Below are 22,595 nucleotides of genomic sequence, written 5' to 3'. Positions count from 1 at the left end.
CGCGGTGGGACCCAAAGTCGCCGTCGTCGGCGCCGGGAGCTGGGGCACCACGTTCGGCAAGATCCTCGCCGACGGCGGGGCGTCCGTCGTCATGTGGGCGCGCCGTCCGGAGCTCGCGGCCGAGATCACCGAGTCCAAGCGCAACAGCCGCTACCTGTCCGGCATCAACCTGCCGCGCACCATGACGGCGACCACCGACCTGGCCGAGGCGCTTCGCGACGCGGAGCAGATCTACCTGTCGGTGCCGAGCCAGTCGCTGCGCGAGAACCTCGCGGCGATCAAGCCGTACGTCGAGCGCACCGATGTGCCCATCGTCTCGCTCATGAAGGGCGTGGAGAAGTCGACGGGCCTGCGCATGAGCCAGGTCATCGAGCAGGTGCTGCAGTGCGATCCGGCTCGCATCGCCGTGGCATCCGGTCCCAACCTCGCCCTCGAGATCGCCCGGGAGCAGCCCACCGCCGCGGTCATCAGCTCGCTGAGCCCCGAGACGGCCGAGGCCGTCGCCCGGCGCGCGCGCAACCGGTACTTCCGCTCGTTCGTGAACACCGACGTCATCGGAACCGAGTTCGGCGGGGTGCTCAAGAACCTCATCGCCGTGGCGATCGGCATCGTCGACGGTGTCGGCTACGGCGAGAACACCAAGGCGTCCATCATCACGCGGGGCCTGGTCGAGATGACCGACTTCGCCGTGGCGCAGGGCGCACAGCCCGAGACGCTGCAGGGTCTCGCGGGCCTCGGTGACCTCATCGCCACGTGCCAATCGCCTTTGAGCCGCAACAACACCGCCGGGCGACTGCTCGGCCAGGGCTACGGCTACAAGGAGGTCGTGGCCCAGATGCAGCAGACCGCCGAGGGCCTGGCATCCGTGGCCCCCGTGCTCCAGCTCGCGAAGCAGGTCGGTGTCGACATGCCCATCGTGCAGCAGGTGAAGATGGTGCTCGATGGCACCATGGACCCGCGAGACATCGCGCCGCACCTGACGACCGACGACGACCAGCCGCAGGGCGAGAGGACGCAGAATGACCAAACCGGTGGTGGTGGTGCTCTTCGGCGGGCGCTCCAGCGAGCACTCGATCAGTTCCGCCACGGCGGGCGGGGTGCTGCGGGCGATCGACCGTGACCGCTTCCGGGTGATCCCGGTCGGCATCACCCGCGACGGCGCCTTCGTCCTCGAAGACGACGACCCCGACAAGTTCGCCCTGCGTCCCGAGGCCCTGCCCCAGGTGGTCGACAACGGCACGCGCGTGCGGCTGCCCGACTCGACGCTGTCGCGCGAGTGGACCGTGACCGACGCCGAGGGCACCCGCTCGCTCGGCGATGTCGACGTCGTACTGCCGATCCTCCACGGCCGGTTCGGCGAGGACGGCACCGTGCAGGGGCTGCTCGAACTCCTCGGCATCCCGTACGCCGGCGGCGGTGTGCTCATGTCGGCCATCGGCATGAACAAGAACGTCACCAAGCAGGTGCTGCGTTCGGCGAACGTCCCGGTCGTGCCGTGGGTCGCCGTCACGCGCGCCGACCTCGCGCGCGACCGCGCGCTCTGGGAGCGCCGCGTGCGCGCGCTGGGTCTTCCGGTCTTCGTCAAGCCCAACGAGGCCGGGTCGAGCGTCGGCGTATCGAAGGTCTCCCGCTGGGAAGACCTGGATGCCGCTCTCGACACCGCCTTCGCCGAGGACGGGCTCGTGCTCGTGGAGCAGGCGATCGTCGGTCGCGAGGTCGAGTGCGGCGTGCTCCCTGGGCGCGACGGCGGACCGGTCCGCGTGAGCGTCGCGGGCGAGATCGTGGTGACCGGCCGGGAGTTCTACGACTTCGAGGCGAAGTACCTCGATGCGCCGGGCGTCGACCTCGTGTGTCCCGCCGATCTTCGCGACGGCGAGCTGGCCGAGATGCAGCGTATCGCCGCGAAGGCGTTCGAGGCGATCGGCGGGCAGGGCCTCGCGCGCGTGGACTTCTTCTACACGGGTACCGAGTTCTACGTGAACGAGGTCAACACGATGCCCGGTTTCACGCCGATCTCGATGTTCCCGACGTGCTGGATCGCCTCAGGACTGACCTACCCCGACCTGATCAGCGACCTGCTGGACGCAGCCCTCGCCAAAGCCTGAGTCCCGTACGCGCGGCGGGCGATCCGCCGCTCCGGCTCGTCCGCCCGGCCGCGCGTGCGGCGGGGCCGTGCGAAACGGCGGGATTCCTGGGTGACACGACGTGCGTCGTGCGCGGGCGGCGGCGTGCCGCCGACACCCTCCGCGGTCGTGCCCACCGGGCGCCCGGAGCGCGCAGGGGTGAGGGGTCTCCGGGCCGTGCATAACGGCAGCGGTCTCGGACGACACGCCGTGCGTCGTGCGCGGGCGGCGGCGTGCCGCCCGGAACCTCCGCAGCTGCGCTCGCTCGCGGGTGGAGCAGGCGTCGTGCCCGCGGCCTACGGAGTCGGTGACGGGGCCGGGGTGGCCGTGGTGTCGGAGGCGGCGGTGCAGGCCGAGCCGGTCGGCTGCAGGTATTCGCGGATGAGGGGGCCGAGAGCCTGGGCGACGTCGCCGCTGCTGGCGATGTCGAAGTCGAGGTAGACCTGCAGGGCGGGGCTCCGGCCGAAGGTCGTGAGCGTGTACCGGTTGTCGGCGGCCTGCGACTCGTCGACCAGCCAGTCCACGCCGTCGAACGTGCGGCACGGCAGGGTCGACGGGGCCGGCGGCTCGAGTCCGCACGTCATGAGGATGGATGCCGGAGTGCCCCAGGCCCCCGTGGCCTGCGCGTCGGTCCAGCGTCGCTCCTGCCCCGAGATGCTCTCCGGCAGCCGGGCGATCACCGACGCGCAGGCGGGGTCGTTGGCGAGCCTCGCCGGCTCCATCGCCACCGTCGTGCTGCAGGCGGCCAGCCCCGGGACCAGGACGAGGGCGGCCAGGAGCGCGAGGGGGCGGGCGGAGCGGGGCACCCATCCAGGCTAATAGCGTGGGAGGGTGACCGACGCCGAGCTCAGCCGTGAGACCACCGTGGGGGAGCTGTCCGAGGGGCAGATCCTGCGCCGCATCCTGGATCGCCTCCCGCCCTCCACCGCGCCGGTCGGCCCGGGCGATGACGCCGCGGTGCTGAGCGTGCCCGACGGACGGGTGGTCGCCACGACCGACACGCTCGTGCACGGTCCGGACTTCCGGCTGGCGTGGTCGTCGCCGTTCGATCTCGGCTTCAAGGCGGCGGCGGTCAACCTCGCCGATGTCGCCGCGATGGGTGCCCGCCCGATCGCCCTGCTCGTCGCTCTGGCCATGCCCGACGCGACGCCGGTGTCGTTCGTCCGGGGTTTCGCCGACGGCCTGGCCGCAGCCTGCGCGGAGCTCGCGCCCGATTGCGCGGTCGAGGGCGGCGACCTCACTGTCTCCGACACGCTCACGATCGCGGTGACCGCCCTCGGCAGCCTCGACGGTCGCGACCCGGTGCGCCGCTCGGGCGCGCGGGTGGGGGACGGCGTCTACGTCATCGGCGAGCTGGGCGAGGCGGCCCGCGGACTCGACCTGTTGTTCCGACGGTTCACTGATGCCGAGGGCACCCCCGTCGCCCTGACGCGTGAGGCTCGCGCGGGTCTCGACTCCGCCGACGCGAAGGCGCTGTCGCGTCAGCTGACGCCACGCCCGCCGGTGGCCGAGGCGCTGTGGGCGGCGGCATCCGGAGCATCGGCGATGATGGACGTCTCCGACGGCCTCGCGCTGGATGCGACACGGCTCGCCGACGCGTCGGGGGTGACCATCGCGATCGACGCCGCGACGCTCGGCGACGACGTGGCGCGGGCGCTCGGCGGGGGAGAGGACCACGGCTTCCTCGTCACCTTCGGAGCGGATGCCGAGCCCCTCGGTCGCCGCATCGGTACGGTGCAGCACCGGGGGGAGACGGCGATCACCGTCGACGGCGAGCCGTGGTCGGGGCGAACCGGCTGGGATCCGTACCGGGACTGGGACGCCGGACGCGGCTGACGCCGGCCCGTCCGCGGGTCACGCGTTCGGACGGCCCCACCACATCGTCGTGTCGCCGTACGCGCGGTCCCGCTCGGGAGCGAGACCCGCCGCCGCCCAGTCAGGAGCCGTGGAGCGCTTGGCCCGCTCCACGATCACCGTGGCATCCGGGCTCAGACGGGGTGCGAGAGCCACCAGCGCCTTCGTCAGGTCGGGATCGGCGATGTCGTAGGGCGGGTCGAGGAAGACGAGATCCCACTCCGCGGTGGATGCCGCGAGGTAGCTCGTGACGTTTGCCCGGTGCACGCGGGCGGGGGCGGTGACGCCCGCGGCGCGGAGGCGCTCGGCGTTCTTGCGGATGAGCGTCGCGGCCGGGGCCGAGAGCTCGATTAGATCGGCGGACGCGGCGCCACGGCTCAGGCTCTCCAGGCCCAGCGCACCGGAGCCGGCGAAGAGGTCCGCCACGCGGGCGTCGGCGATCAGGCCCGCGGACTCGAGGGCGCCGAAGAGCGATTCGCGGACCCGGTCGCTCGTGGGGCGCGTGCCCTTCGGGGGGACGTCGAGGACGGTGCCGCCGGCGCGGCCGGAGATGATGCGCGTCACGTGTCCAGCCTAAAGTCGCGGGCTGCGCAGACCCGGGATCGGGGCGGTCAGGCGCGGCGCGGTGCCCGGCCGTGTCCACGAGCGCACGGACGTGCGTCGGCCCGGCCCCCGGCCGGCGATGTCGGCGGCCCTGCCTAGACTCGGAGCATGCCCGGTCTCTCGCTCGCCTCGCGGCTCGACGGCGCCGTGGGCGGCAAGACCGCGTCGGCATTCGATCGGGCGTTCGGCATGAAGACGGTGGGCGAACTGCTCGAGCACTACCCGCGCCGCTACGCGCGGCGGGGCGAACTCACCCCGATCGCGTCGCTGCCGCTGGGCGAACCCGTCACGATCGTCGCCGAGGTCGTCAGTGCCACCGAACGCCGCATGCAGAACCGGAGGGGTTCCCTGCTGGAGGTCGTCATCAGCGACGGCGACGGCCGCATGTCGCTGACGTTCTTCAATCAGCCGTGGCGGTTGAAAGACCTCACTCCCGGCCGACGGGGCATCTTCTCGGGGAAGGTCGGCGAGTACCGCCGCCAGACGCAGCTGACGAACCCCGACTACGAGTTGTTCGACGACATCGCCGAGGCCCGCGCCGAGGCCGAGGTCACCGCGAGACGCCCCATTCCGATCTATCCCGCGACGAGTTCGGTGCCGAGCACGCTCGTGCAGAAGACCATCGCGGTGGTGCTCGACGCCCTCGGCGACGTCGACGACCCGCTGCCCGACGGCCTCCGCGCCCGGCGGGGGTTGCTGGCCGCGCGCGACGCGCTCGAGCGGATCCACCGGCCCGAGGTCGACGACGACATCCCCCCGGCGGTCGCGACCCTGCGCATGCAGGAGGCCTTCGTGCTGCAGACCGCGCTGCTGCAGCAACGGCAGTTCGTGCGCGCGCTGTCGGCCACCAAGCGGCCCGCGACTCCGGGCGGTCTGCTCGAGCGGTTCGACGCGATCCTCCCCTTCGCGCTGACGCCCGACCAGCAGAGCGTGGGCGCGCAACTTGCCGCGGATCTCACGGGTGACTGGCCGATGAACCGGCTGGTGCAGGGAGAGGTCGGCTCCGGCAAGACCCTCGTCGCGTTGCGCGCGATGCTGCAGGTCGCCGAGTCGGGCGGTCAGTCCGCGCTCATCGCGCCCACCGAGGTGCTCGCCGGTCAGCACCTGCGCTCCATCGCGCGCATGCTCGGGCCCGAGCTCGCCCCGGAGCTCATGCCGACGCTGCTCACGGGACAGATGCCGGCGGCCGAGCGACGTCGCGCCGCCCTGCGCGTCGCTTCGGGGCAGGCGCGGATCGTGGTCGGCACGCATGCCCTCCTGAGCGCCACGACGACGTTCGCCGACCTCGGGTTCGTCGTCGTCGACGAGCAGCACCGCTTCGGCGTCGACCAGCGCGAGGCGCTCCGCTCCAAGGGGAGTTCGCCGCACACGCTCGTGCTCACGGCGACGCCCATCCCGCGCACCGTCGCCATGACGGTCTTCGGCGATCTCGACGTCTCGACCATCCGCACCATGCCGGCCGGTCGCGCCGGCATCCAGTCGTTCGTCGCGCCCCTCGCCGAGAAGCCGAGCTGGTTCGCGCGCGTGTGGGACCGGGTGGCCGAGGAGGTCGCGCAGGGACGCCAGGCGTTCGTCGTCTGCGCCGCGATCGATTCCGATCAGCTCGCCGCCGACGAGAAGACCGACGAGCCCGCCGACGCCCCCGCGGCTGCCGCTCCTCCGGCCGGTGAGAGCGAGCGCACGCGCTGGGGCGTGGTGCAGGTCGAGGCGCTGCTCTCGCGTCTGCCGACGTTCGACGGCATCCGCGTGCAGATCCTGCACGGCAAGATGCCTTCGGACGAGAAGGATGCCGTGATGCAGGCGTTCGCCCGCGGCGACATCGACGTGCTGGTCGCCACGACCGTGATCGAGGTGGGCGTCGACGTGCCGAACGCCTCCACCATGGTGATCCTCGAGGCCGATCGCTTCGGCGTGTCGCAGCTGCATCAGCTCCGCGGGCGCGTGGGCCGCGGCGGGCTGCCGGGACTCTGCCTGCTGGTGACCGAGGCGGCGCCCGGCACGTCTGCGCGCTCGCGCGTCGAGGCGGTGGCCGCGACCCTCGACGGCTTCGCCCTGGCCGAGGTCGATCTCGAGCTCCGGGGTGAGGGAGACGTGCTCGGCGGGGCGCAGTCGGGCGCGCGTTCGTCGCTGCGGCTGCTGCGGGTGGTGACCGACGCCGACCTCATCACCGAGGCGCGGGCGGAGGGGGAGCGCGTGCTCGCCGACGACCCCGCGCTGCTGCGCCATCCGGGCCTCGCCGCGGCTCTCGAGCGACGGGTCGGTGTGGAGGAGCGCGCAGCGCTGGCCAAGTCCTGAGCGCCGCCGCGGCAGGCGAGAGGGCGAGCATCGTCCGGGCGTGACGCGGGAGAAGACGGCCCCCGCGGCGGGCGCGTTCGCCGGGGCGCCTCGATAGGCTGGCGTCATGGATCCCCGGATCGCCGTCGTTCCCGGCTCGTTCGACCCGCCCACGCTGGGACATCTCGACGTGATCCGTCGTGCCGCCGGCCTCTTCGATCAGCTGCACGTCCTCGTCGTCCACAACCCCGGCAAAGAGGCGATGCTCCCGATCGCCGAACGGCAGAGGCTGCTCGAGCAGGCGATTGTCGAGGCGGGCGTCGAGGGCGACGTGATCGTGGCCGCCTGGAGCATGGGGCTGCTCGTCGACTACGCCACGGACGTCGGAGCGAAGGTGCTGGTGAAGGGCATCCGCTCGCAGGTCGATGTCGCCTACGAGACGCCGATGGCGATCGTGAACCGCGATCTCGCGCACGTCGAGACGGTCTTCCTCCTGCCCGACCCCTCGCACGCCCTCGTCTCCAGTTCGCTCGTGCGTCAGGTGGCCGGGCTCGGCGGCGACGTCTCGCCGTACGTCCCGCCCGCGGTCGCCCGCTTCCTCGACACGGGCGCCCGAGGCATCTGACCGCCCCCGTCTCCCCGGTGCGGGGGTACCGGCCGCGACCCGGTGCTCACGCATAAACGCGATCCGTGCGCGGAAACGCGCTCTCGTCGTGTTTCTGCGCACGAAGTGCGTTTATGCGTGAGTGTGCGGGCACCGTGCCCGCCCCGCCCCGCCGTCTCCTGGACCCCGCCGGGCCGCCGTTCACGTGGGGACGCAGCGCCCTGCCTGGCCCTCGTCGCTATGGGCGACTGCACCTTGCCGGGCCGCCGTTCACGTGGGGGCGGTGCGCCCCGCCCGGCCCTCGTTTGAATGAGCCACTGCACTCTGCCGCCCCCGTCCCCGTGGGGACGCAGCGCCCCGCCCGGCCCTCGTCCCGGGGCGCGCGGGTAGCATGGACGACCGTGAGAACCCACCGTCCCGGCCCTTTCCAGCTCCCCGTGCGCGACATCGAGCGCAAACCCGGGGAGATGCGCGAGCACTCCCTGGAGATCCCCGCTCCCGAGAAGTGGGGCGAGGGTCTCGTCTCCGTCCCCGAGTCCGAGCCGCTCGAGATCGACGTGCGTCTGGAGTCGGTGCACGAGGGCATCCTCGTCTCGGGAACGGTCGACACGACGGCCACCGGTGTGTGCGGGCGCTGCTTGATCGACATCGAGGAGCCTGTCGAAGTCGAGTTCCAGGAACTTTTCGCGTATCCTGGGACCGAAGCGAGTGACTTCGACGTTCAAGACGACCACGTGGATCTTGAAAATCTGGTCCGGGATGCCATTGTCCTGTCGCTTCCGTTCCAGCCGGTGTGTCAGCCGGACTGCCCCGGGCTCGACCCGAACACGGGCGAGAGGCTGACGGAAAGCGCCGGCGAATCGGAGCAGACGTCTGTCGATCCTCGATGGGCTGCGCTCCAGCAGTACACCCCAGACGACGGCGATGCGCTCCGCGCCGCCCCCAAGACAGAGAAGAGCTAGTCATGGCAGGTAACCCCCCGAAGCGGAAGGTCTCCCGCTCCAACACCCGCTCGCGTCGCGCGCAGTGGAAGGCCGAAGCCCCCGCGCTGGTCAAGACCATCGAGAACGGCAAGGTCGTCTACAGCCGCCCCCACCAGGCGAAGGTCGTCACCGACTCGCAGGGCACCGAGCTCTTCCTCGAGTACAAGGGCCGCAAGGTCGCCGACGTCTGATCGGCGTTTCGTGACGCGAAGAAATGTCGAGCGCTCTGCGCTCACGCAGAAGCTCGGGGTCGACATCGACCCCGAGCTTCTTTCTCTTGCCTTGACGCACCGCTCGTACGCGTACGAGAACGGCGGCATCCCGCACAACGAGCGCCTGGAGTTCCTCGGCGACTCCGTGCTCGGGCAGGCCGTGACGGTGCGCCTGTTCACCCGGCATCCTGAACTCGAAGAGGGAAGCCTCGCCAAGCGCCGCGCCAGCGTGGTCTCCACCGTCGCGCTGGCCGAGGTGGCGCGCAGGATCGGCCTGGGGGCGCACGTGCGACTCGGGCGCGGCGAGATCCTCACCGGCGGGCGCGACAAGGACTCGATCCTGGCCGACACCATGGAGGCCCTCATCGGGGCGACCTTCCTGTCGGCCGGCCCGGACGCCGCGACCGCCATGGTGCTGCGCCTGGTCGAGCCGCTCCTGGACGACCCGGAACGCTACGGCGCGGCGATGGACCCCAAGACGAGCCTGCAGGAGATCGCCGCGCGTCAGGGGCTGTCGGCTCCGGTCTACGCCATGCAGGCGAGCGGTCCCGACCACGACCGTCGATTCAGCGCCACGGTGACCGTCGGCGAGCTCGTCGCGACCGGCGAGGGGTCGAGCAAGAAGCAGGCCGAGATGGCCGCCGCCCTTACGGCGTGGCGCGAGCTCGACTCCCGTGCCTGAACTCCCCGAGGTCGAGGTCGTGCGTGCCGGCCTCGAACCCGCCGTCCGCGGTGCGCTCATCACGTCGGTCGACGTGCGCGATGAGCGCGCCCTGACGAGGCACACCGGGGGAGCGGCGCACTTCGAGGCGGAACTCACCGGCCGCCGCATCAGCGCCGCGGTCCGACGGGGCAAGTTCCTGTGGATGCCGGTGACCGATGGCGAGGCGATCGTCACTCATCTCGGGATGAGCGGTCAGATGCTGCTGCGCGTGCCCGGTGCTCCCGACGAGCGGCATGAGCGGATCCGCATCGAACTCGAGCACCCGGTGCACGGAGCCCTGTCGGTGGTGTTCGCCGATCAGCGCACGTTCGGCTCGCTCGCCATCGATGACCTCGTCGACACCCCCGACGGTGCCGCGGGCGGGCGTGGCTCCGACCTGGCCCGCGTGCCGACGCAGGTCGCGCACATCGGCCGCGACCCGCTCGACCCGGCTTTCAGCGCGAAACGGTTCCGCGCGCGGCTCGCGCGCACGTCGTCGGGGATCAAGCGCGTCCTGCTCGACCAGACCGTCGCGAGCGGGATCGGCAACATCTACGCCGACGAGTCGCTGTGGGCCGCGCGCGTCCACCCCGAGACGCCGGCATCCGCCCTCCCGACACGCGCGGTCAACCGCCTGCTCGGCGAGGTGCAAGTGGTGCTCGAGAAGGCCCTCGCCGAGGGCGGAACGAGCTTCGACGCGCAGTACGTCAACGTCAACGGGCAGGCCGGCTACTTCGCGCACTCGCTCAACGCCTACGGGCGGACGGGCCAGCCCTGCCCGCGGTGCGGTCGCCCGATCGTGCGGGTGTCGTTCATGAATCGCTCGAGCCACTTCTGCCCGCGCTGCCAGCGCCCGAGGTGACGCCCGGCCACCACGGCGCGGCGGCGGATGGTGTCGCGCGACCGCCGCGCGAGGTGCCCGATCGTGGCGCTCGCCAGGAAGTGACGCCCATGCGTTGTGGCACCTCGCGCGATGCGGATCACGTCAGCACCTTCTTCCAGGCGCCCTCGTAGGAGATCGGCCGGAAGCCGATCCGCTCGTTGATCGACAGCATCGGGCGGTTCTCCTCGGCGTTGTACGTGATCACGCGGGGTGAGTGGGGCGCGATGTCCTGCCACGCGAGCAGGCCGGCGCACTTCACCAGCATCCCGAGGCGGTGGCCGCGGTGCGCTGCGACGACCAGCGTGTCCTCCTGGCTGGTCGCCGCCGTGCGGTCCTTGCCGATCACCAATTCGTTGAACGCGGCGAGCTCACCCGTGTCGACGTGCTGGGCGGCGGTGACGAGCATGTGGCGGCCGGCGTCGAGGTAGCCCGCTTCGTAGCGGCGCAGGCGCGCGGCATCCCACACCTCCTCGTCGAACTCGAGACCGGCCGACGGTGCGTCGGTGACCATGCGCGATTTCATCCCGGCGAATGCGTCGACGAACTCGTCCGGCGTCGGCAGCGTCCACTGCACCACGCGATACCCGGCCGCCGCCTGCTCCGCCTCGGCGAGGAGGGTCTTCAGGTGCGGCCGGACGCCGACGAGATCGAGCGCGCTGACCCGCACGATCTGCTCCAGAGTGTTGCCGGATGCCAGGAAGAAGCGGGCGGGGTGGTCGAGCGGGATGGTCCCGAAACCCGTCGGCGCGGCGACCACTCGCCCGTCCGCGGCGGGGTGCTCCGCCCACGACTGCAGGATGCTCCGGCCGTGCTCGCGGGCGACGCGCTTGATGAGCGCGAAAGCCTCGCGCCCGATTCCGTGGCCCCAGACCGAGCGCCGGAGCTCGACGAGCCAGGACGCGGTCCGAGCGCCCTCTTCCTGCGGGAGGTCCAGGCCCGCGCGACCGACGACGTCGCCACCGACGACGACGATCCAGGCGAACCGCTTCATATCGGGCTGGGGCTGATACAGCGGCAGCAACTCATCAGCGGGCATCGAGCCGTCGTCGTGCCCGGAGATCTCGGCGTAGACGAGATTGCGGATGCGGACCATCTCGCGGAAGTCCGCGGCATCGGGGGCGTCGATGGAGGACGGGATGTGAAGGGGGCGCAGCTCGAGGCCGGCCAGGGACGTGGTCATGAGGGTCTCCGGTGGAAGGGGAAGGGGTGGGGGCGGCGCGGACGCCACCCCCACCGTTCAGAAGGGGAGCCGACTGAAGGCGGCTGTGCTCTGCCACGCCCGCTCGCGCTTTTCGCGCTCCTCGGCGGCCTGTCGTGCGCGGTGAGCGGCGACGGCCTCGTGATCGAGCGCCCGCGCGCGATCAGCGTGACGGGTGAGCAGCCAGAGGCCGATCCGCAGCGACAACCGGTCGAGGGGTCCGAGCGGGCGGTAGGCGGTGGTGTCGAACGTGACGGTCGACGGGGTCGGGGTGGTGGGCGCGGCCGAGGAGTGCTGCGGCGCGCGCGTGAACAGGGCGTTCATGCGGGGACTCCGTAGAGAGAGTGCGAAGGCGCGAGATGCGCGAAGAAGGATCACGAGGATCGAGCGAGACCACGTCCGAAGGACGTGCTCACGGAGAGCGGAGACGCGAGCGTCTCGACGCGACGGGTCAGCCCAGACGGGAGGGCATGCCGACGTCGATGGTCACTCCGGTGATGCGTGCGGACAGCACGGGGGCGGCGGTGAAGCCGGTGTCGATGCCGAATGGTTCGCGAATCATGGAAGTGACCTCCTCTCAACGTCGGTTGCGACCCCCGACGCTAGCGAATGCTGTCAGCCGGTGTCAAGCTTCCACTCAGAAATGATCGACATCCGGGCGCGTCGGATGGCCGAGACCGGCCCGCCGCCGCGGGTTCCCGCGGGTCCTCGGCTAGCGTGAGGCGAGGATCGGACCGGGCGGGAAGGCGGGTGACATGCACCTGAAGAGCGTGACGCTCAAAGGCTTCAAGTCGTTCGCGCAGTCCACGACCTTCGCGCTCGAGCCGGGAGTCACCTGCATCGTCGGACCGAACGGGTCGGGCAAATCGAACGTCGTCGACGCCCTGGCCTGGGTGATGGGGGAGCAGGGCGCCAAGACCCTGCGCGGCGGCAAGATGGAAGACGTCATCTTCGCCGGCACGTCGACCCGCGGGCCGCTCGGCCGCGCGGAGGTCCAACTGACGATCGACAACGGCGACGGTGCGCTCCCCATCGACTACACCGAGGTCACGATCAGTCGCACGCTGTTCCGCACCGGCGCCAGCGAGTACGCGATCAACGGCCAGACCTGCCGACTGCTCGACGTGCAGGAGCTGCTCAGCGACTCCGGCCTCGGGCGCGAGATGCACGTGATCATCGGGCAGGGCCGGCTCGATACCGTCCTGCAGGCCACCGCCGAGGACCGCCGCGGGTTTATCGAAGAAGCCGCCGGCATCCTGAAGCACCGGCGCCGCAAAGAGAAGACCGTGCGCAAGCTGGAGGCGATGGAGTCCAACCTCACCCGGCTGAGCGATCTCGCGGGCGAGCTGCGACGCCAGCTCAAGCCGCTCGGCAAACAGGCCGAGATCGCGCGGGAGGCCGCGACGATCGCCGCCGTCGTCCGGGACGCCAAGGCCCGACTCTACGCCGACGATCTCGTGCGCCTGCGGACGCAGCTGGCCGATGCCGCCCGCGCCGAGAGCGAGCGGCACACCGAGCGCCTCGGCCTGCAGGAGCAAGCGGACGGCCTCCGCCAGCGCGTCGAGCGGCTCGAGAACAACCAGCGATCGGAGGCCGTGGACCGCGCGCGCGGCGTGGCCTTCTCGCTCGAGCAGGTGCAGGAGCGGCTGCGCGGCCTGTACACGTTGGCGGGTCAGCGTCTCACCTTGCTCTCCGACGACGACGGCGACGGATCGGCCTTCGCCCCGACGGTGTCGCAGCGCACGATCGACCACGTGCGAGCCGAGATCGACGACATCGCCGCCGGTCTGGGCGATGCTCAGGATGCCGCGGCGGAGGCCGCCCGTGAGGTGGTACGCGCCCGGGCCGACCTCGACGCCCTCGACGTCGACATCGCGGCGCAGAGCGCGCTCGTGTCGGAGCACGACATGAGGCTCCAGGCGCTCCGCGGGGCGGCGGATGCCGCGAACTCGGCCCTCGCCGCCGTGCGCGCCGGGGTCGACCGGCAGCAGCGTGCGCTGGACGCGGCCCTCGTGCGACGCGCCGAGGCCGAGAAGGCGCGCGCGGAGCTCGACCCCGATGGTGCGCCCGAGACATCGGCCGCCGAGCACGCCGCGGCCTATGAGCGCGCGCAGCGGGACGCGAACGATCTCGAGACGACCGTGGCGGGGTTGCGGGAGCGTCTGCACGCCGCCGAACGCGAGCGCGACGCCCTCACCGCGCAGACGGCGGCGCTGGGGCGCGCGCTCGACCTGCGCAATGCCGCCGCCGATCTGCTCGCCGCCCGCGGTCCGGGAGTCCGGGGGCTCGTGGGCGACGACGTGAAGGTCACCGCGGGCTACGAGGCGGCGATCGCCGCCGCGCTCGGCTCGCTCGCCGAAGGGCTCCTCGTCGACGACGCCTCGGCCGCCTTCAAGGCGGCCGGGGACGCGTCCGAGGGAGATCTCGGTGTGGTCGACATCGTCATTGCGAATGCCGACTCGGATGCGCCTCCACCGCCGTCGGTGCCGGGTTCGGTTCCGGCCGCGGAGGTGGTCACGGCGTCGGCGGGGGTGCTCGGCATCCTGTCGCGCACGGTGATCGTCGACGACCTCGCCGCGGTGCGCGCCGTGCAGCCTTCCCTCCCGCACGACGCGACCGTGGTGACGCGCGCCGGTGAGGTCGCGACCGCGCACACGGTGAGGGCGGGCTCCGGATCGGGCCGGTCGCGCCTGGAGCTGGCCGCGGAGCGCGACGGCGCCGCCGAGCGACTCGCGGAGATCGTCGTGATCGCGGACTCGCTGCGCGAGGCGCTCGCCGATCAGCAACGCGCGCTCACCGACGCCCGCCAGCGCACCAAGGAGGCGCTCTCGACGCTTCGCGCCCGCGACGCCGCCCTCGCCGCGCACGCCGAGAAGGTGAACCGCGTGACGGTGCGGCATGAGGCGGCCGTCGCCGAATGCGATCGCCTGGCGGCGGGGCTGGCGCAGACCGAGGCTGCGGTGGCCGAGGCCGAGGATGCGGCTCGGCGCGCCGGGGACGACCTCGCGCGCGCGCTCGAAGCGCCGCGTCCGCTGCTCGACGCGTCGGCGCGCGCGGGGATGGCGGCCGCGGTCGATGCGGCCCGCGAGACCGAGATGCGCGCGCGGCTCGATATCGAGACGCTGAAGGAGCGGGTGCGTTCGGGCGAGGCCCGCATCGTGCAGCTGGAACAGCAACGCGAGCGGGAGCGCGCCGCCGCCGCCGAGGCCGCACGACGCGCGGTGATCCGCCGCGCGCAGCGCGAGGTGGCGGCGGAGGTCGCCGGTCATCTGCCCACCCTGCTCGATTCCGTCGACCGGTCGGTGAGTCAGGCGCGCGTGGAGCTCGCCGCCGCCGAGTCGGCCCGCACGGCGATCACCGAGGAACTCGCGCGTGCCCGCGCCGACGAGACGCAGGTGCGCGAGCGCCTCGCCCGGTTGACCGAGAGCGTGCACGGGCTCGAGCTGCAGATGCACGAGAAGAGGCTCCACGTCACGAGCCTCCTCGAGCGCGTGCAGAGCGAACTCGCCCTCGACGAGAACATTCTCGTTTCGGAATACGGTCCCGACCAGCTCGTTCCCCGCGCAGACGAGGCGCAGGCAGAGCCTTTCGATCGCGCCGCACAGAAGCGCCGGCTCCAGGATGCCGAGCGCAAACTGTCGCAGCTGGGCAGAGTCAATCCGCTCGCGCTGGAGGAGTTCGCCGCGCTCGAGCAGCGCCACGCCTTCCTCACCGAACAGCTCGCCGACCTGCAGCAGACGCGCGGTGATCTGCAGACCATCATCGCCGAGCTCGACGAGCGCATGCAGACGATCTTCGTCGCCGCCTTCGAGGACACCCGGGCTGCGTTCACCGAGATCTTCCCCATCCTCTTCCCCGGCGGCTCCGGCAGCATCTCACTGACCGATCCCGACAATCCGCTGACCACCGGTATCGAGGTGTCGGTCCGACCGGTGGGCAAGAAGATCGAGCGCCTGTCATTGCTTTCCGGGGGCGAGCGGTCCCTCGCGGCCGTGGCGTTCCTGACCTCGATCTTCACGGCCCGCCCGAGCCCCTTCTACATCCTCGACGAGGTCGAAGCGGCCCTGGACGACGCCAACCTCGGGCGCTTGCTGGGGGTGTTCGAGAAGCTTCGCGCCAGCAGTCAGCTCATCGTCATCACGCACCAGAAGCGCACGATGGAGATCGCGGACGCGCTGTACGGGGTGTCGATGCGACAGGACGGCGTGTCGGCGGTCGTCGGTCAACGCGTGGGGGACCGGGCGGCGAGCCGGGTCGAAGCCGCGCCCGTAAGCTGAAGCAATGGCTGAGAACTCCTGGTCGCTGGGCCGCGCGCTGCGCGGATTGTTCGTCAAGCCCACGATCGACGAGACGACGTGGGACGACCTCGAGACGGCGCTGCTGACCGCCGATTTCGGCCCCGACGTCACGGAGCGGCTCATCGACGAGCTGCACGAGAAGGTCGACCGTTACCGCACGACGGATCCGCGCGACCTGCAGCGCATGCTGCGCGAGACGCTCGAAGAGCACTTCGCGAAGTTCGACACGACACTGCGCCTCACCGAGCGTCCGGCCGTCGTGTTGGTCGTCGGCGTGAACGGCGTGGGTAAGACCACCACCATCGGCAAGTTCGCCAAGTTCCTGCAGCGCTACGGACGCACGGTCGTGGTCGGCGCCGCCGACACGTTCCGCGCCGCGGCCGTCGACCAGCTCGCCACGTGGGCTGAGCGCGGAGGCGCGACCATCGTGCGTCCTCAGCATGAGGGCCAGGACCCGGCATCCGTCGCCTTCCAGACCGTCGCCCACGCCAAGGAGACGGGCACCGAGATCGTGCTCGTCGACACGGCTGGGCGCCTCCACACCAAGGGCGGGCTCATGGACGAGCTCGGGAAGATCAAGCGCGTCATCGAGAAGCAGGCGCCCATCAGCGAGGTTCTGTTGGTGCTGGATGCAACGACGGGCCAGAACGGTCTCATGCAGGCGCAGGCCTTCCTCGACAGCGCGGGTGTGACCGGCCTCGTGCTCACCAAGCTCGACGGGTCGGCGAAGGGCGGATTCGTCCTCGCCGTGCAGGAGCGCACCGGCATCCCGGTCAAGCTCCTCGGCCAGGGCGAGGGGATCGGCGACCTCACGGGGTTCACCCCGCACGTGTTCGCGTCGTCGCTGGTCGACTGACGTAGCGGCACCCGCGGGCCGTTCGCGCAGCGATCGCCCCATACCGCACCGGCGCGCGTGGGCGGGTCGTCTTCCCGAACCCCGACGGGCCTGATTACATGGAGCCATGGCCATCGAGCACGACTTCTTCGGACTCCTCGAGTCGGGCCCCGACGGGTCGATCTTCTGGAGCGAGAACGTCGAGTTCGGCGACCAGAGCGTCACCGTCGACCTGACCGCACCCGATCAGGATGACGTCTCGGCCGAGGCGCTCGATGTCGCGGCATCCATGATCTCCTCCCTCGAGGCGATCGACCTCGCCGCGCGCAACGCGATGGTCGGGGAGCTCGATTCCCGTACGAGTGAAGTGACCGAATACATCCTGCAGCAGCAGGCGACGCTCGGTGACGGGCTCGACGACCTGCTCGCCGACGTGAGCGGTGACACGCACATCGACGTCATCAAGGCGCTGCAGCTGATGAGCATGACCATCCTCGCCGACGAGCACGGCGGCGCCGACCCGTTCGCCGTCCTGGAGTACGCGCTCGACCCCGACGCGACCGACGACGTGCTGTTGGTCAACCTCGCCTCCGACGGCCGGGTGCAGTCGGTCACCAGCGCCGACTGAGCGCGTGCAGACCTTCCTGCCGTACCCGTCCTTCGTCGACTCCGCCCGCGCCCTCGACCTCAAGCGGTTGGGCAAGCAGCGCGTCGAGACGTTCCAGCTGCTGCGGGCGCTGACGGTCCCCGGGCATGGGTGGCGTCACCACCCGGCGGCGAAGATGTGGGACGGGCACCTGCCCGCCCTCGTCGCGTACGGACTCGTGATGAGCGATGAGTGGATCGCCCGGGGCCGCACCGACACGGTGCGGGAGAAGATCCGTGCGTTCGCGCCCGAGGTCGACGGTCTCGACCCGAGCGAACTCGACCTTCCGCACTGGATCGGCGACCCCGAGTTCCACCGTGCCCACCGGTCGAACCTCATCCGCAAGGATGCCGAGTTCTACGTCCCCCGCTTCGGTGACGTGCCCGACGACCTTCCCTACATCTGGCCGGTCTGACCGTGTCCCGGTTCCGGCGAGGGCATGTCCCCGAACCGGCTGGCCGAGGGGCAACCCGGCAGCCGCTTCCGGGACATGCGCGGGTCAGACCGCCTGCGCGAACCCGGCGTCAGCCGTGTCCCGATTCCGGCGAGGGCGTGTCCCCGAACCGGCTGGCTGAGGGGCCGCCCGGCAGCCGCTTCCGGGACATGCGCGGGTCAGACCGCCTGCGCGAATCCGGCGTCGGCCGCCGCGATGTCCTTCGCGAGGTGGGCGAGGTGCGGCGGGATCTCGCGGCCCTTCGACACCATCGACTGCGCCCACAACCGACCTGCGCGGTACGACGAGCGCACCAGGGGGCCGGCGAGCACGCCGAGGAAGCCGATGCGTTCGGCCTCGTCCTTGAACTCCACGAACTCGGCGGGCTTCACCCAGCGCTGGACGGGCAGGTGTCGAGGCGTGGGGCGGAGGTACTGCGTGATCGTGATGATGTCGGTGCCGGCGTCGTGCAGATCCTGAAGCGCCTGCACCACCTCTTCCGGCTCCTCGCCCATCCCGAGGATGAGGTTCGACTTCGTGATGAGCCCCGCGTCGCGGGCGGCGCTCAGCACACCCAGCGAGCGGTCGTAGCGGAACGCCGGGCGGATGCGCTTGAAGATGCGCGGCACCGTCTCGACGTTGTGCGCGAACACCTCCGGGCGTGAGGAGAACACCTCTTCGAGGTGCGCGGGGTTGCCCGAGAAATCCGTCGCGAGGATCTCGACGCCTGTGCCCGGGTTCTCGGCGTGGATGCGGCGCACCGTCTCGGCGTGCAGCCACGCTCCCTCGTCGGGCAGATCATCGCGGGCCACACCGGTCACCGTGGCGTACCGCAGCTGCATCCGTGTCACGCTCTCGGCGACGCGGCGCGGCTCATCGGTGTCGTAGTCGGCGGGCTTACCCGTGTCGATCTGGCAGAAATCGCAGCGGCGGGTGCACTGCGAGCCGCCGATGAGGAACGTCGCCTCGCGGTCCTCCCAGCACTCGAAGATGTTCGGGCAGCCGGCCTCCTGACACACGGTGTGCAGGTCTTCACCCTTCACGAGCTTCTGCAGCGCCGTGTACTCCGGGCCCATCTTGGCCTTGGTCTTGATCCACTCGGGCTTGCGCTCGATGGGGGTCTCGGCGTTGCGTACCTCGAGGCGCAGGAGCTTCCGCCCGTTCGGAGCGGTGGATGCCGGGGCCCCGGCGTTCCCGGTCCCGCAGGCGCTCATGCCGCCACCGCCGCGTACTCGGCGCGGAAGACGCGCTCGATCGCCGGTACGAGGTCGGCGGGGGAGACGTCGGCGCCCACCACGTCGCTGACGGTCGTGACACCGGCATCCGAGATGCCGCACGGCACGATGTGCCGGAAACCGCTGAGGGAGTTGTTGCAATTGACAGCGAAACCGTGCATGGTCACACCCTTCTCGACGCGCACGCCGATCGCGGCGACCTTGTCCACACCGAGCGGCCGCTGAACCCACACGCCGCTGCGGCCGTCGACGCGGAAGCCGTCGACCCCGTGCTCGCCGAGCGCATCGATCAGCAGTCCCTCCAGTCGGCGCACGTGGGCCACGACGTCGATCGGCTCGGCCAGGCGCACGATCGGGTACCCGACGAGCTGACCCGGGCCGTGCCAGGTGATCTTGCCGCCGCGATCGACGTCGATGACGGGGGTGCCGTCGTCGGGACGCTCGTGCGCCTCGGTGCGCTTGCCGGCGGTGTAGACGGCTTCGTGCTCGAGGAGCAGAAGGGTGTCGGGGCGTTCGTCGGCGACGACGTCGGCGTGGATGCGACGCTGGTGGGCCCAGCCATCGAGATAGGGGACGTAGAGCGGAGCGAGGCCCGCGTGATGGATGTCGATCATCGATCGCCTCCGATGTTGGATTGCGTCCAAGAATACATGCCCGCCTCGCGTCTAGGCTGAGCCGGTGACCCCCGAGCCGCGCAGTGGACGCCCTCGCGCCTCATCGCGTGAGGTGCTGGCCGAGGCGGCTTGCGAATTGTTCCTCGAGCAGGGCTACGACGCCACGAGCGTGTCCGACATCACCCGACGCGCGGGCGTGAGCCGGTCGAGTTTCTTCAACTACTTCGCCGCCAAGAGCGACGTGTTGTGGTCGGGCTTCGACGAACAGGCCGCGGCGGGGATCGCGCTGCTGCGCGAGGGCATCGCGGTCGAGGGCGCTCTGGCCGCTATCGGCGCAGGTCTCGCGCCGGATGCCCTCGCGCTCGCGATCACCAACGCCGAGGCAATGGGAATCGCCGCCGAGCTCGACCGCGACCGTGCCGTGCGGCAGTTCCGGCTGCAGCGTGAGATCGCCCTCCGTCTTGCGCACGACGGGATGCCGGTGCTCGCCGCGCAGGTGCGTGCCGGCGCCCTGTCGGCGGCCGTGCTCGCCGCGGTATGGGCGTGGGCGGATCGCACGGGCGCCGGACGCCCGCTCGATGAGGTGCTGGCGGAGGTCCTCGACCTCGCGTGACCCGCCTCCGGACTTCCGGGCGCCGGGCCGCGGTGCCTGACCTGGGTGATCCGCGCAGAGTCCGTGGCATCCGGGGTCGACGGGGTGAGGAGCTCGTGCCGCCGGGCGAGTCCGCACGGAACCGGGCCGACGCGAAAGCGCGCCGGGCGTGCCCCGCGTAAACTCATTGCATCATGGCGACTTTCGGCACCCTCTCCGACCGGCTCACAGAGACCCTCCGCAATCTGCGTAAGAAGGGCCAGCTCACGGCCGCCGACGTCGACGGGACGGTGCGCGAGATCCGCCGGGCCCTGCTCGACGCCGACGTGGCGCTGCCCGTGGTCAAGGAGTTCACCGCCGCGGTGCGCGAGCGTGCCCTCGGCGATGAGGTCAACCGGGCGCTGAACCCCGCGCAGCAGGTCGTGCAGATCGTCAACGACGAGCTCATCGGCATCCTGGGCGGTCAGCAGCGCCGTCTGCAGTTCGCGAAGAACCCCCCGACGGTCATCATGCTCGCCGGTCTCCAGGGCTCCGGTAAGACGACCTTCGCGGGCAAGCTCGCCAAGATGCTCGAGAAAGACGGCCACACGCCGCTTCTGGTCGCGTGCGACCTGCAGCGCCCCAACGCCGTCAACCAGCTGCAGGTCGTCGCTGAGCGCGCCGGGGCCGCCATCTACGCGCCCGAGCCCGGCAACGGGGTGGGCGACCCGGTCAAGGTGGCCCGCGACGGCGTCGCCCACGCGACCCGCCAGCAGCACGACATCGTCATCATCGACACCGCCGGTCGTCTCGGTGTCGACGCCCAGCTGATGAAGCAGGCGGCGGACATCCGCAAGGCCACCCAGCCCGACGAGGTGCTGTTCGTCATCGACGCGATGATCGGACAGGATGCCGTCAACACGGCCAAGGCGTTCCAGGACGGCGTCGACTTCACCGGCGTGGTGCTGTCCAAGCTCGACGGTGACGCCCGCGGTGGTGCGGCGCTCTCGGTCGCGTCGGTCACCGGCCGCCCCATCATCTTCGCCTCCACCGGTGAGGGCCTCGACGACGTCGAGCCGTTCCACCCCGACCGCATGGCATCCCGCATCCTCGACCTCGGTGACATCCTCACCCTGATCGAGCAGGCGCAGCAGGCCTTCGACGAGGCCGAGGCGATGAAGGTCGCCGAGAAGATCGCGACGGAGACCTTCACGCTCGAGGACTTCCTCGAGCAGATGCAGCAGATGAAGAAGATGGGCTCCATGAAGAAGATGCTCGGGATGCTCCCGGGCATGGGAAACATGAAGCAGCAGCTCGAAGACTTCGACGAGCGCGAGATCGACCGCACCGAGGCCATCATCCGCTCGATGACCCTCGCCGAGCGCCGGAACCCCAAGATCCTCAACGGCTCCCGGCGCCTGCGCATCGCGCGCGGATCGGGCATGACCGTCACCGACGTCAATCAGCTCGTCCAGCGCTTCGATCAGGCGGCGAAGATGATGAAGACCGTCGCGCGCGGCGGTGTGCCCAACATCCCGGGCATGGGTCCCGTCGGCGGCAAGCCCGGCGCCTCGTCCAAGCGTGGCAAGCAGCAGAAGGCGAAGGGGTCGCGCTCGGGCAACCCCGCCAAGCGCGCCGCCGAGAACGCCGGTATCGCGGCATCCGCGCCGGCCACGGGTTCGGGCTTCGGGCTGGGCGGTCAGAAGATGCCGAGCGAAGCCGACCTCGCCGAGCTGCAGAAGATGCTCGGCAAGGGCTGATCCGCGTTCTACGGGACGGCGTCAGGGCAACACTCCGGCTTCCTGCAGAGCGCTCATCACCGTCTGCTCGATGGCCCTCTGCCCGCGGGCTGTCGGGTGAACGTCGTCGTCCTGCATCCATTCGGGGTGGCCCGCCAGTGGCTGCCTGAGGTCGATGTACGTGCCGCCGATCGCCTGAACGGCGTCGCGCAGCGCCTCGGAGGTCACGGCGGTGTCGTCGGGCACCTGCGGGTCGTCGTTCCAGATGGTGCTGAGAGCGACGATGCGCGCTCCGGGTGCCGCAGCGTGCAGGCTGTCGACGGTGTCCGCGGTGCTGTACCGGATCTCGTCGGGGTCCTCCCAGAAGTCGTTGCTGGAGGACTGCACGATCAGGACGTCGGGCTGGAGCGCCGCGATCGCGGGCACGAGGCCCGCATACGGCGTGCCGCAGTCGCCCTGCACCACGAACCCCATGCCGGGGCACGCGAGGTTGGTCAGCGAGATGTGCGCCCGCTCGGCGAGGAGGAGGGGCCACGCGTCGCGTGGCGAGAGGCCGAAGCCCGACATGAGCGAGTCGCCGAGGGTGACCACGCGCTCGGTCGCCGAGGAGCTCACCGGCGGAGCGGACGGGGCGGATGCCGCGAGCATCGGCGCAGCGAACGTCGGGGTCGGGGCCGTTGCGGGCGCGACGGGATCCGCCGCGCAGCCGGAGAGCAGTGCCACGGCCGAGGCCGCGAGCACCGTCAGCGATACCGACGATGCGCGGTGTCGGGAGATCATGTCGCGA

Annotated in this window: 22 protein-coding genes; 15 read left to right on the top strand and 7 right to left on the bottom strand. The window is 71.0% G+C overall.

Features of this window, described 5'->3' with window-relative positions; translation table 11 throughout:
* The first annotated feature begins 4 nt into the window (after positions 1–4).
* Both QE392_RS12770 and QE392_RS12765 read left to right on the top strand, forming a co-directional pair.
* The gene (locus tag QE392_RS12770) at positions 5–1,120 is read left to right on the top strand and encodes an NAD(P)H-dependent glycerol-3-phosphate dehydrogenase (RefSeq protein ID WP_307452274.1); all 1,116 of its coding nucleotides are present in this window, start codon (positions 5–7) and stop codon (positions 1,118–1,120) included.
* Complete coding sequence (locus QE392_RS12765; protein ID WP_307452272.1) at positions 1,020–2,105, top strand: D-alanine--D-alanine ligase family protein; 1,086 nt, start codon at positions 1,020–1,022, stop codon at positions 2,103–2,105. The genes QE392_RS12770 and QE392_RS12765 overlap by 101 nt, the downstream gene beginning before the upstream one ends.
* A gap of 314 nt (positions 2,106–2,419) precedes the next feature.
* Here the strand turns inward: QE392_RS12765 and QE392_RS12760 are convergent, their stop codons facing one another.
* Complete coding sequence (locus tag QE392_RS12760) at positions 2,420–2,929, bottom strand: DUF3515 family protein (RefSeq protein WP_307452270.1); 510 nt, start codon at positions 2,927–2,929, stop codon at positions 2,420–2,422.
* 25 nt (positions 2,930–2,954) lie between these two features.
* Between QE392_RS12760 and thiL the strand changes: the two genes are divergently transcribed.
* Positions 2,955–3,959, top strand: coding sequence for a thiamine-phosphate kinase (gene thiL, locus QE392_RS12755; protein WP_307452268.1), 1,005 nt, complete (start codon positions 2,955–2,957; stop codon positions 3,957–3,959).
* Positions 3,960–3,977: 18 nt separating this feature from the next.
* On the opposite strand, the gene rsmD is transcribed toward thiL, so the two are convergent.
* Positions 3,978–4,541, bottom strand: coding sequence for a 16S rRNA (guanine(966)-N(2))-methyltransferase RsmD (rsmD, locus tag QE392_RS12750; protein ID WP_307452265.1), 564 nt, complete (start codon positions 4,539–4,541; stop codon positions 3,978–3,980).
* A 147-nt stretch (positions 4,542–4,688) separates the two neighbouring features.
* Between rsmD and QE392_RS12745 the strand changes: the two genes are divergently transcribed.
* The 6 genes from QE392_RS12745 to mutM all read left to right on the top strand — a co-directional run bounded on the left by QE392_RS12745 (position 4,689) and on the right by mutM (position 10,218).
* Positions 4,689–6,875 (top strand): ATP-dependent DNA helicase RecG, encoded by a 2,187-nt coding sequence (locus QE392_RS12745; RefSeq protein WP_307452263.1) that lies wholly within the window; start codon positions 4,689–4,691, stop codon positions 6,873–6,875.
* Between the two features lie 106 nt (positions 6,876–6,981).
* Positions 6,982–7,479 (top strand): pantetheine-phosphate adenylyltransferase, encoded by a 498-nt coding sequence (gene coaD, locus QE392_RS12740; RefSeq protein ID WP_307452261.1) that lies wholly within the window; start codon positions 6,982–6,984, stop codon positions 7,477–7,479.
* A gap of 446 nt (positions 7,480–7,925) precedes the next feature.
* Entirely contained in the window at positions 7,926–8,420 is a 495-nt protein-coding gene (locus QE392_RS12735) for a YceD family protein (RefSeq protein ID WP_307454142.1), read from the top strand.
* Positions 8,421–8,422: 2 nt separating this feature from the next.
* Positions 8,423–8,632: a 50S ribosomal protein L32 gene (gene rpmF, locus QE392_RS12730; protein WP_013586329.1), complete on the top strand. Its 210-nt coding sequence runs from the start codon at positions 8,423–8,425 to the stop codon at positions 8,630–8,632.
* Between the two features lie 10 nt (positions 8,633–8,642).
* Positions 8,643–9,335, top strand: a complete 693-nt coding sequence (gene rnc, locus QE392_RS12725) for a ribonuclease III (protein WP_307452259.1) — start codon at positions 8,643–8,645, stop codon at positions 9,333–9,335.
* Positions 9,328–10,218: a bifunctional DNA-formamidopyrimidine glycosylase/DNA-(apurinic or apyrimidinic site) lyase gene (mutM, locus tag QE392_RS12720; protein ID WP_307452257.1), complete on the top strand. Its 891-nt coding sequence runs from the start codon at positions 9,328–9,330 to the stop codon at positions 10,216–10,218. Before rnc ends, mutM begins: the two co-directional genes overlap by 8 nt.
* A gap of 118 nt (positions 10,219–10,336) precedes the next feature.
* Here mutM and QE392_RS12715 read toward each other — a convergent pair whose 3' ends face one another.
* Positions 10,337–11,419 (bottom strand): GNAT family N-acetyltransferase, encoded by a 1,083-nt coding sequence (locus QE392_RS12715; RefSeq protein ID WP_307452255.1) that lies wholly within the window; start codon positions 11,417–11,419, stop codon positions 10,337–10,339.
* 57 nt (positions 11,420–11,476) lie between these two features.
* A complete protein-coding gene (locus QE392_RS12710; RefSeq protein WP_307452253.1) occupies positions 11,477–11,761 on the bottom strand; it encodes a hypothetical protein in 285 nt (94 codons plus the stop codon).
* A 431-nt stretch (positions 11,762–12,192) separates the two neighbouring features.
* Between QE392_RS12710 and smc the strand changes: the two genes are divergently transcribed.
* The 4 genes from smc to QE392_RS12690 all read left to right on the top strand — a co-directional run bounded on the left by smc (position 12,193) and on the right by QE392_RS12690 (position 17,631).
* Positions 12,193–15,714, top strand: a complete 3,522-nt coding sequence (gene smc / locus QE392_RS12705) for a chromosome segregation protein SMC (RefSeq protein ID WP_307452252.1) — start codon at positions 12,193–12,195, stop codon at positions 15,712–15,714.
* A gap of 4 nt (positions 15,715–15,718) precedes the next feature.
* Complete coding sequence (gene ftsY, locus QE392_RS12700; protein ID WP_307452250.1) at positions 15,719–16,591, top strand: signal recognition particle-docking protein FtsY; 873 nt, start codon at positions 15,719–15,721, stop codon at positions 16,589–16,591.
* A gap of 106 nt (positions 16,592–16,697) precedes the next feature.
* Entirely contained in the window at positions 16,698–17,198 is a 501-nt protein-coding gene (locus QE392_RS12695; RefSeq protein ID WP_307452247.1) for a DUF2004 domain-containing protein, read from the top strand.
* Between the two features lie 4 nt (positions 17,199–17,202).
* Entirely contained in the window at positions 17,203–17,631 is a 429-nt protein-coding gene (locus tag QE392_RS12690; protein WP_307452245.1) for an MSMEG_6728 family protein, read from the top strand.
* A 197-nt stretch (positions 17,632–17,828) separates the two neighbouring features.
* Here the strand turns inward: QE392_RS12690 and lipA are convergent, their stop codons facing one another.
* Together lipA and lipB are read right to left on the bottom strand one after the other, a co-directional pair.
* Positions 17,829–18,863 (bottom strand): lipoyl synthase, encoded by a 1,035-nt coding sequence (gene lipA, locus QE392_RS12685; protein ID WP_307452243.1) that lies wholly within the window; start codon positions 18,861–18,863, stop codon positions 17,829–17,831.
* Positions 18,860–19,498 carry a lipoyl(octanoyl) transferase LipB gene (gene lipB, locus QE392_RS12680; RefSeq protein ID WP_307452240.1) on the bottom strand — a complete coding sequence of 213 codons (639 nt, stop codon included), beginning with the start codon at positions 19,496–19,498 and terminating at the stop codon, positions 18,860–18,862. Before lipB ends, lipA begins: the two co-directional genes overlap by 4 nt.
* A 64-nt stretch (positions 19,499–19,562) precedes the next feature.
* Here lipB and QE392_RS12675 point away from each other — a divergent pair, with 64 nt between their 5' ends.
* Both QE392_RS12675 and ffh read left to right on the top strand, forming a co-directional pair.
* A complete protein-coding gene (locus QE392_RS12675; RefSeq protein ID WP_307452238.1) occupies positions 19,563–20,111 on the top strand; it encodes a helix-turn-helix domain-containing protein in 549 nt (182 codons plus the stop codon).
* Positions 20,112–20,284: 173 nt separating this feature from the next.
* Positions 20,285–21,829 (top strand): signal recognition particle protein, encoded by a 1,545-nt coding sequence (ffh, locus tag QE392_RS12670; RefSeq protein WP_307452236.1) that lies wholly within the window; start codon positions 20,285–20,287, stop codon positions 21,827–21,829.
* A gap of 21 nt (positions 21,830–21,850) precedes the next feature.
* Here ffh and QE392_RS12665 read toward each other — a convergent pair whose 3' ends face one another.
* The gene (locus QE392_RS12665; protein ID WP_307452234.1) at positions 21,851–22,588 is read right to left on the bottom strand and encodes an SGNH/GDSL hydrolase family protein; all 738 of its coding nucleotides are present in this window, start codon (positions 22,586–22,588) and stop codon (positions 21,851–21,853) included.
* Positions 22,589–22,595: the final 7 nt, after the last annotated feature.

It is taken from the genome of Microbacterium proteolyticum, assembly GCF_030818075.1.
Lineage (GTDB): Bacteria > Actinomycetota > Actinomycetes > Actinomycetales > Microbacteriaceae > Microbacterium > Microbacterium proteolyticum_A.
Note: the sequence above shows the minus strand (reverse complement) of the source record. Positions and strands in the feature narration are given on the sequence as shown.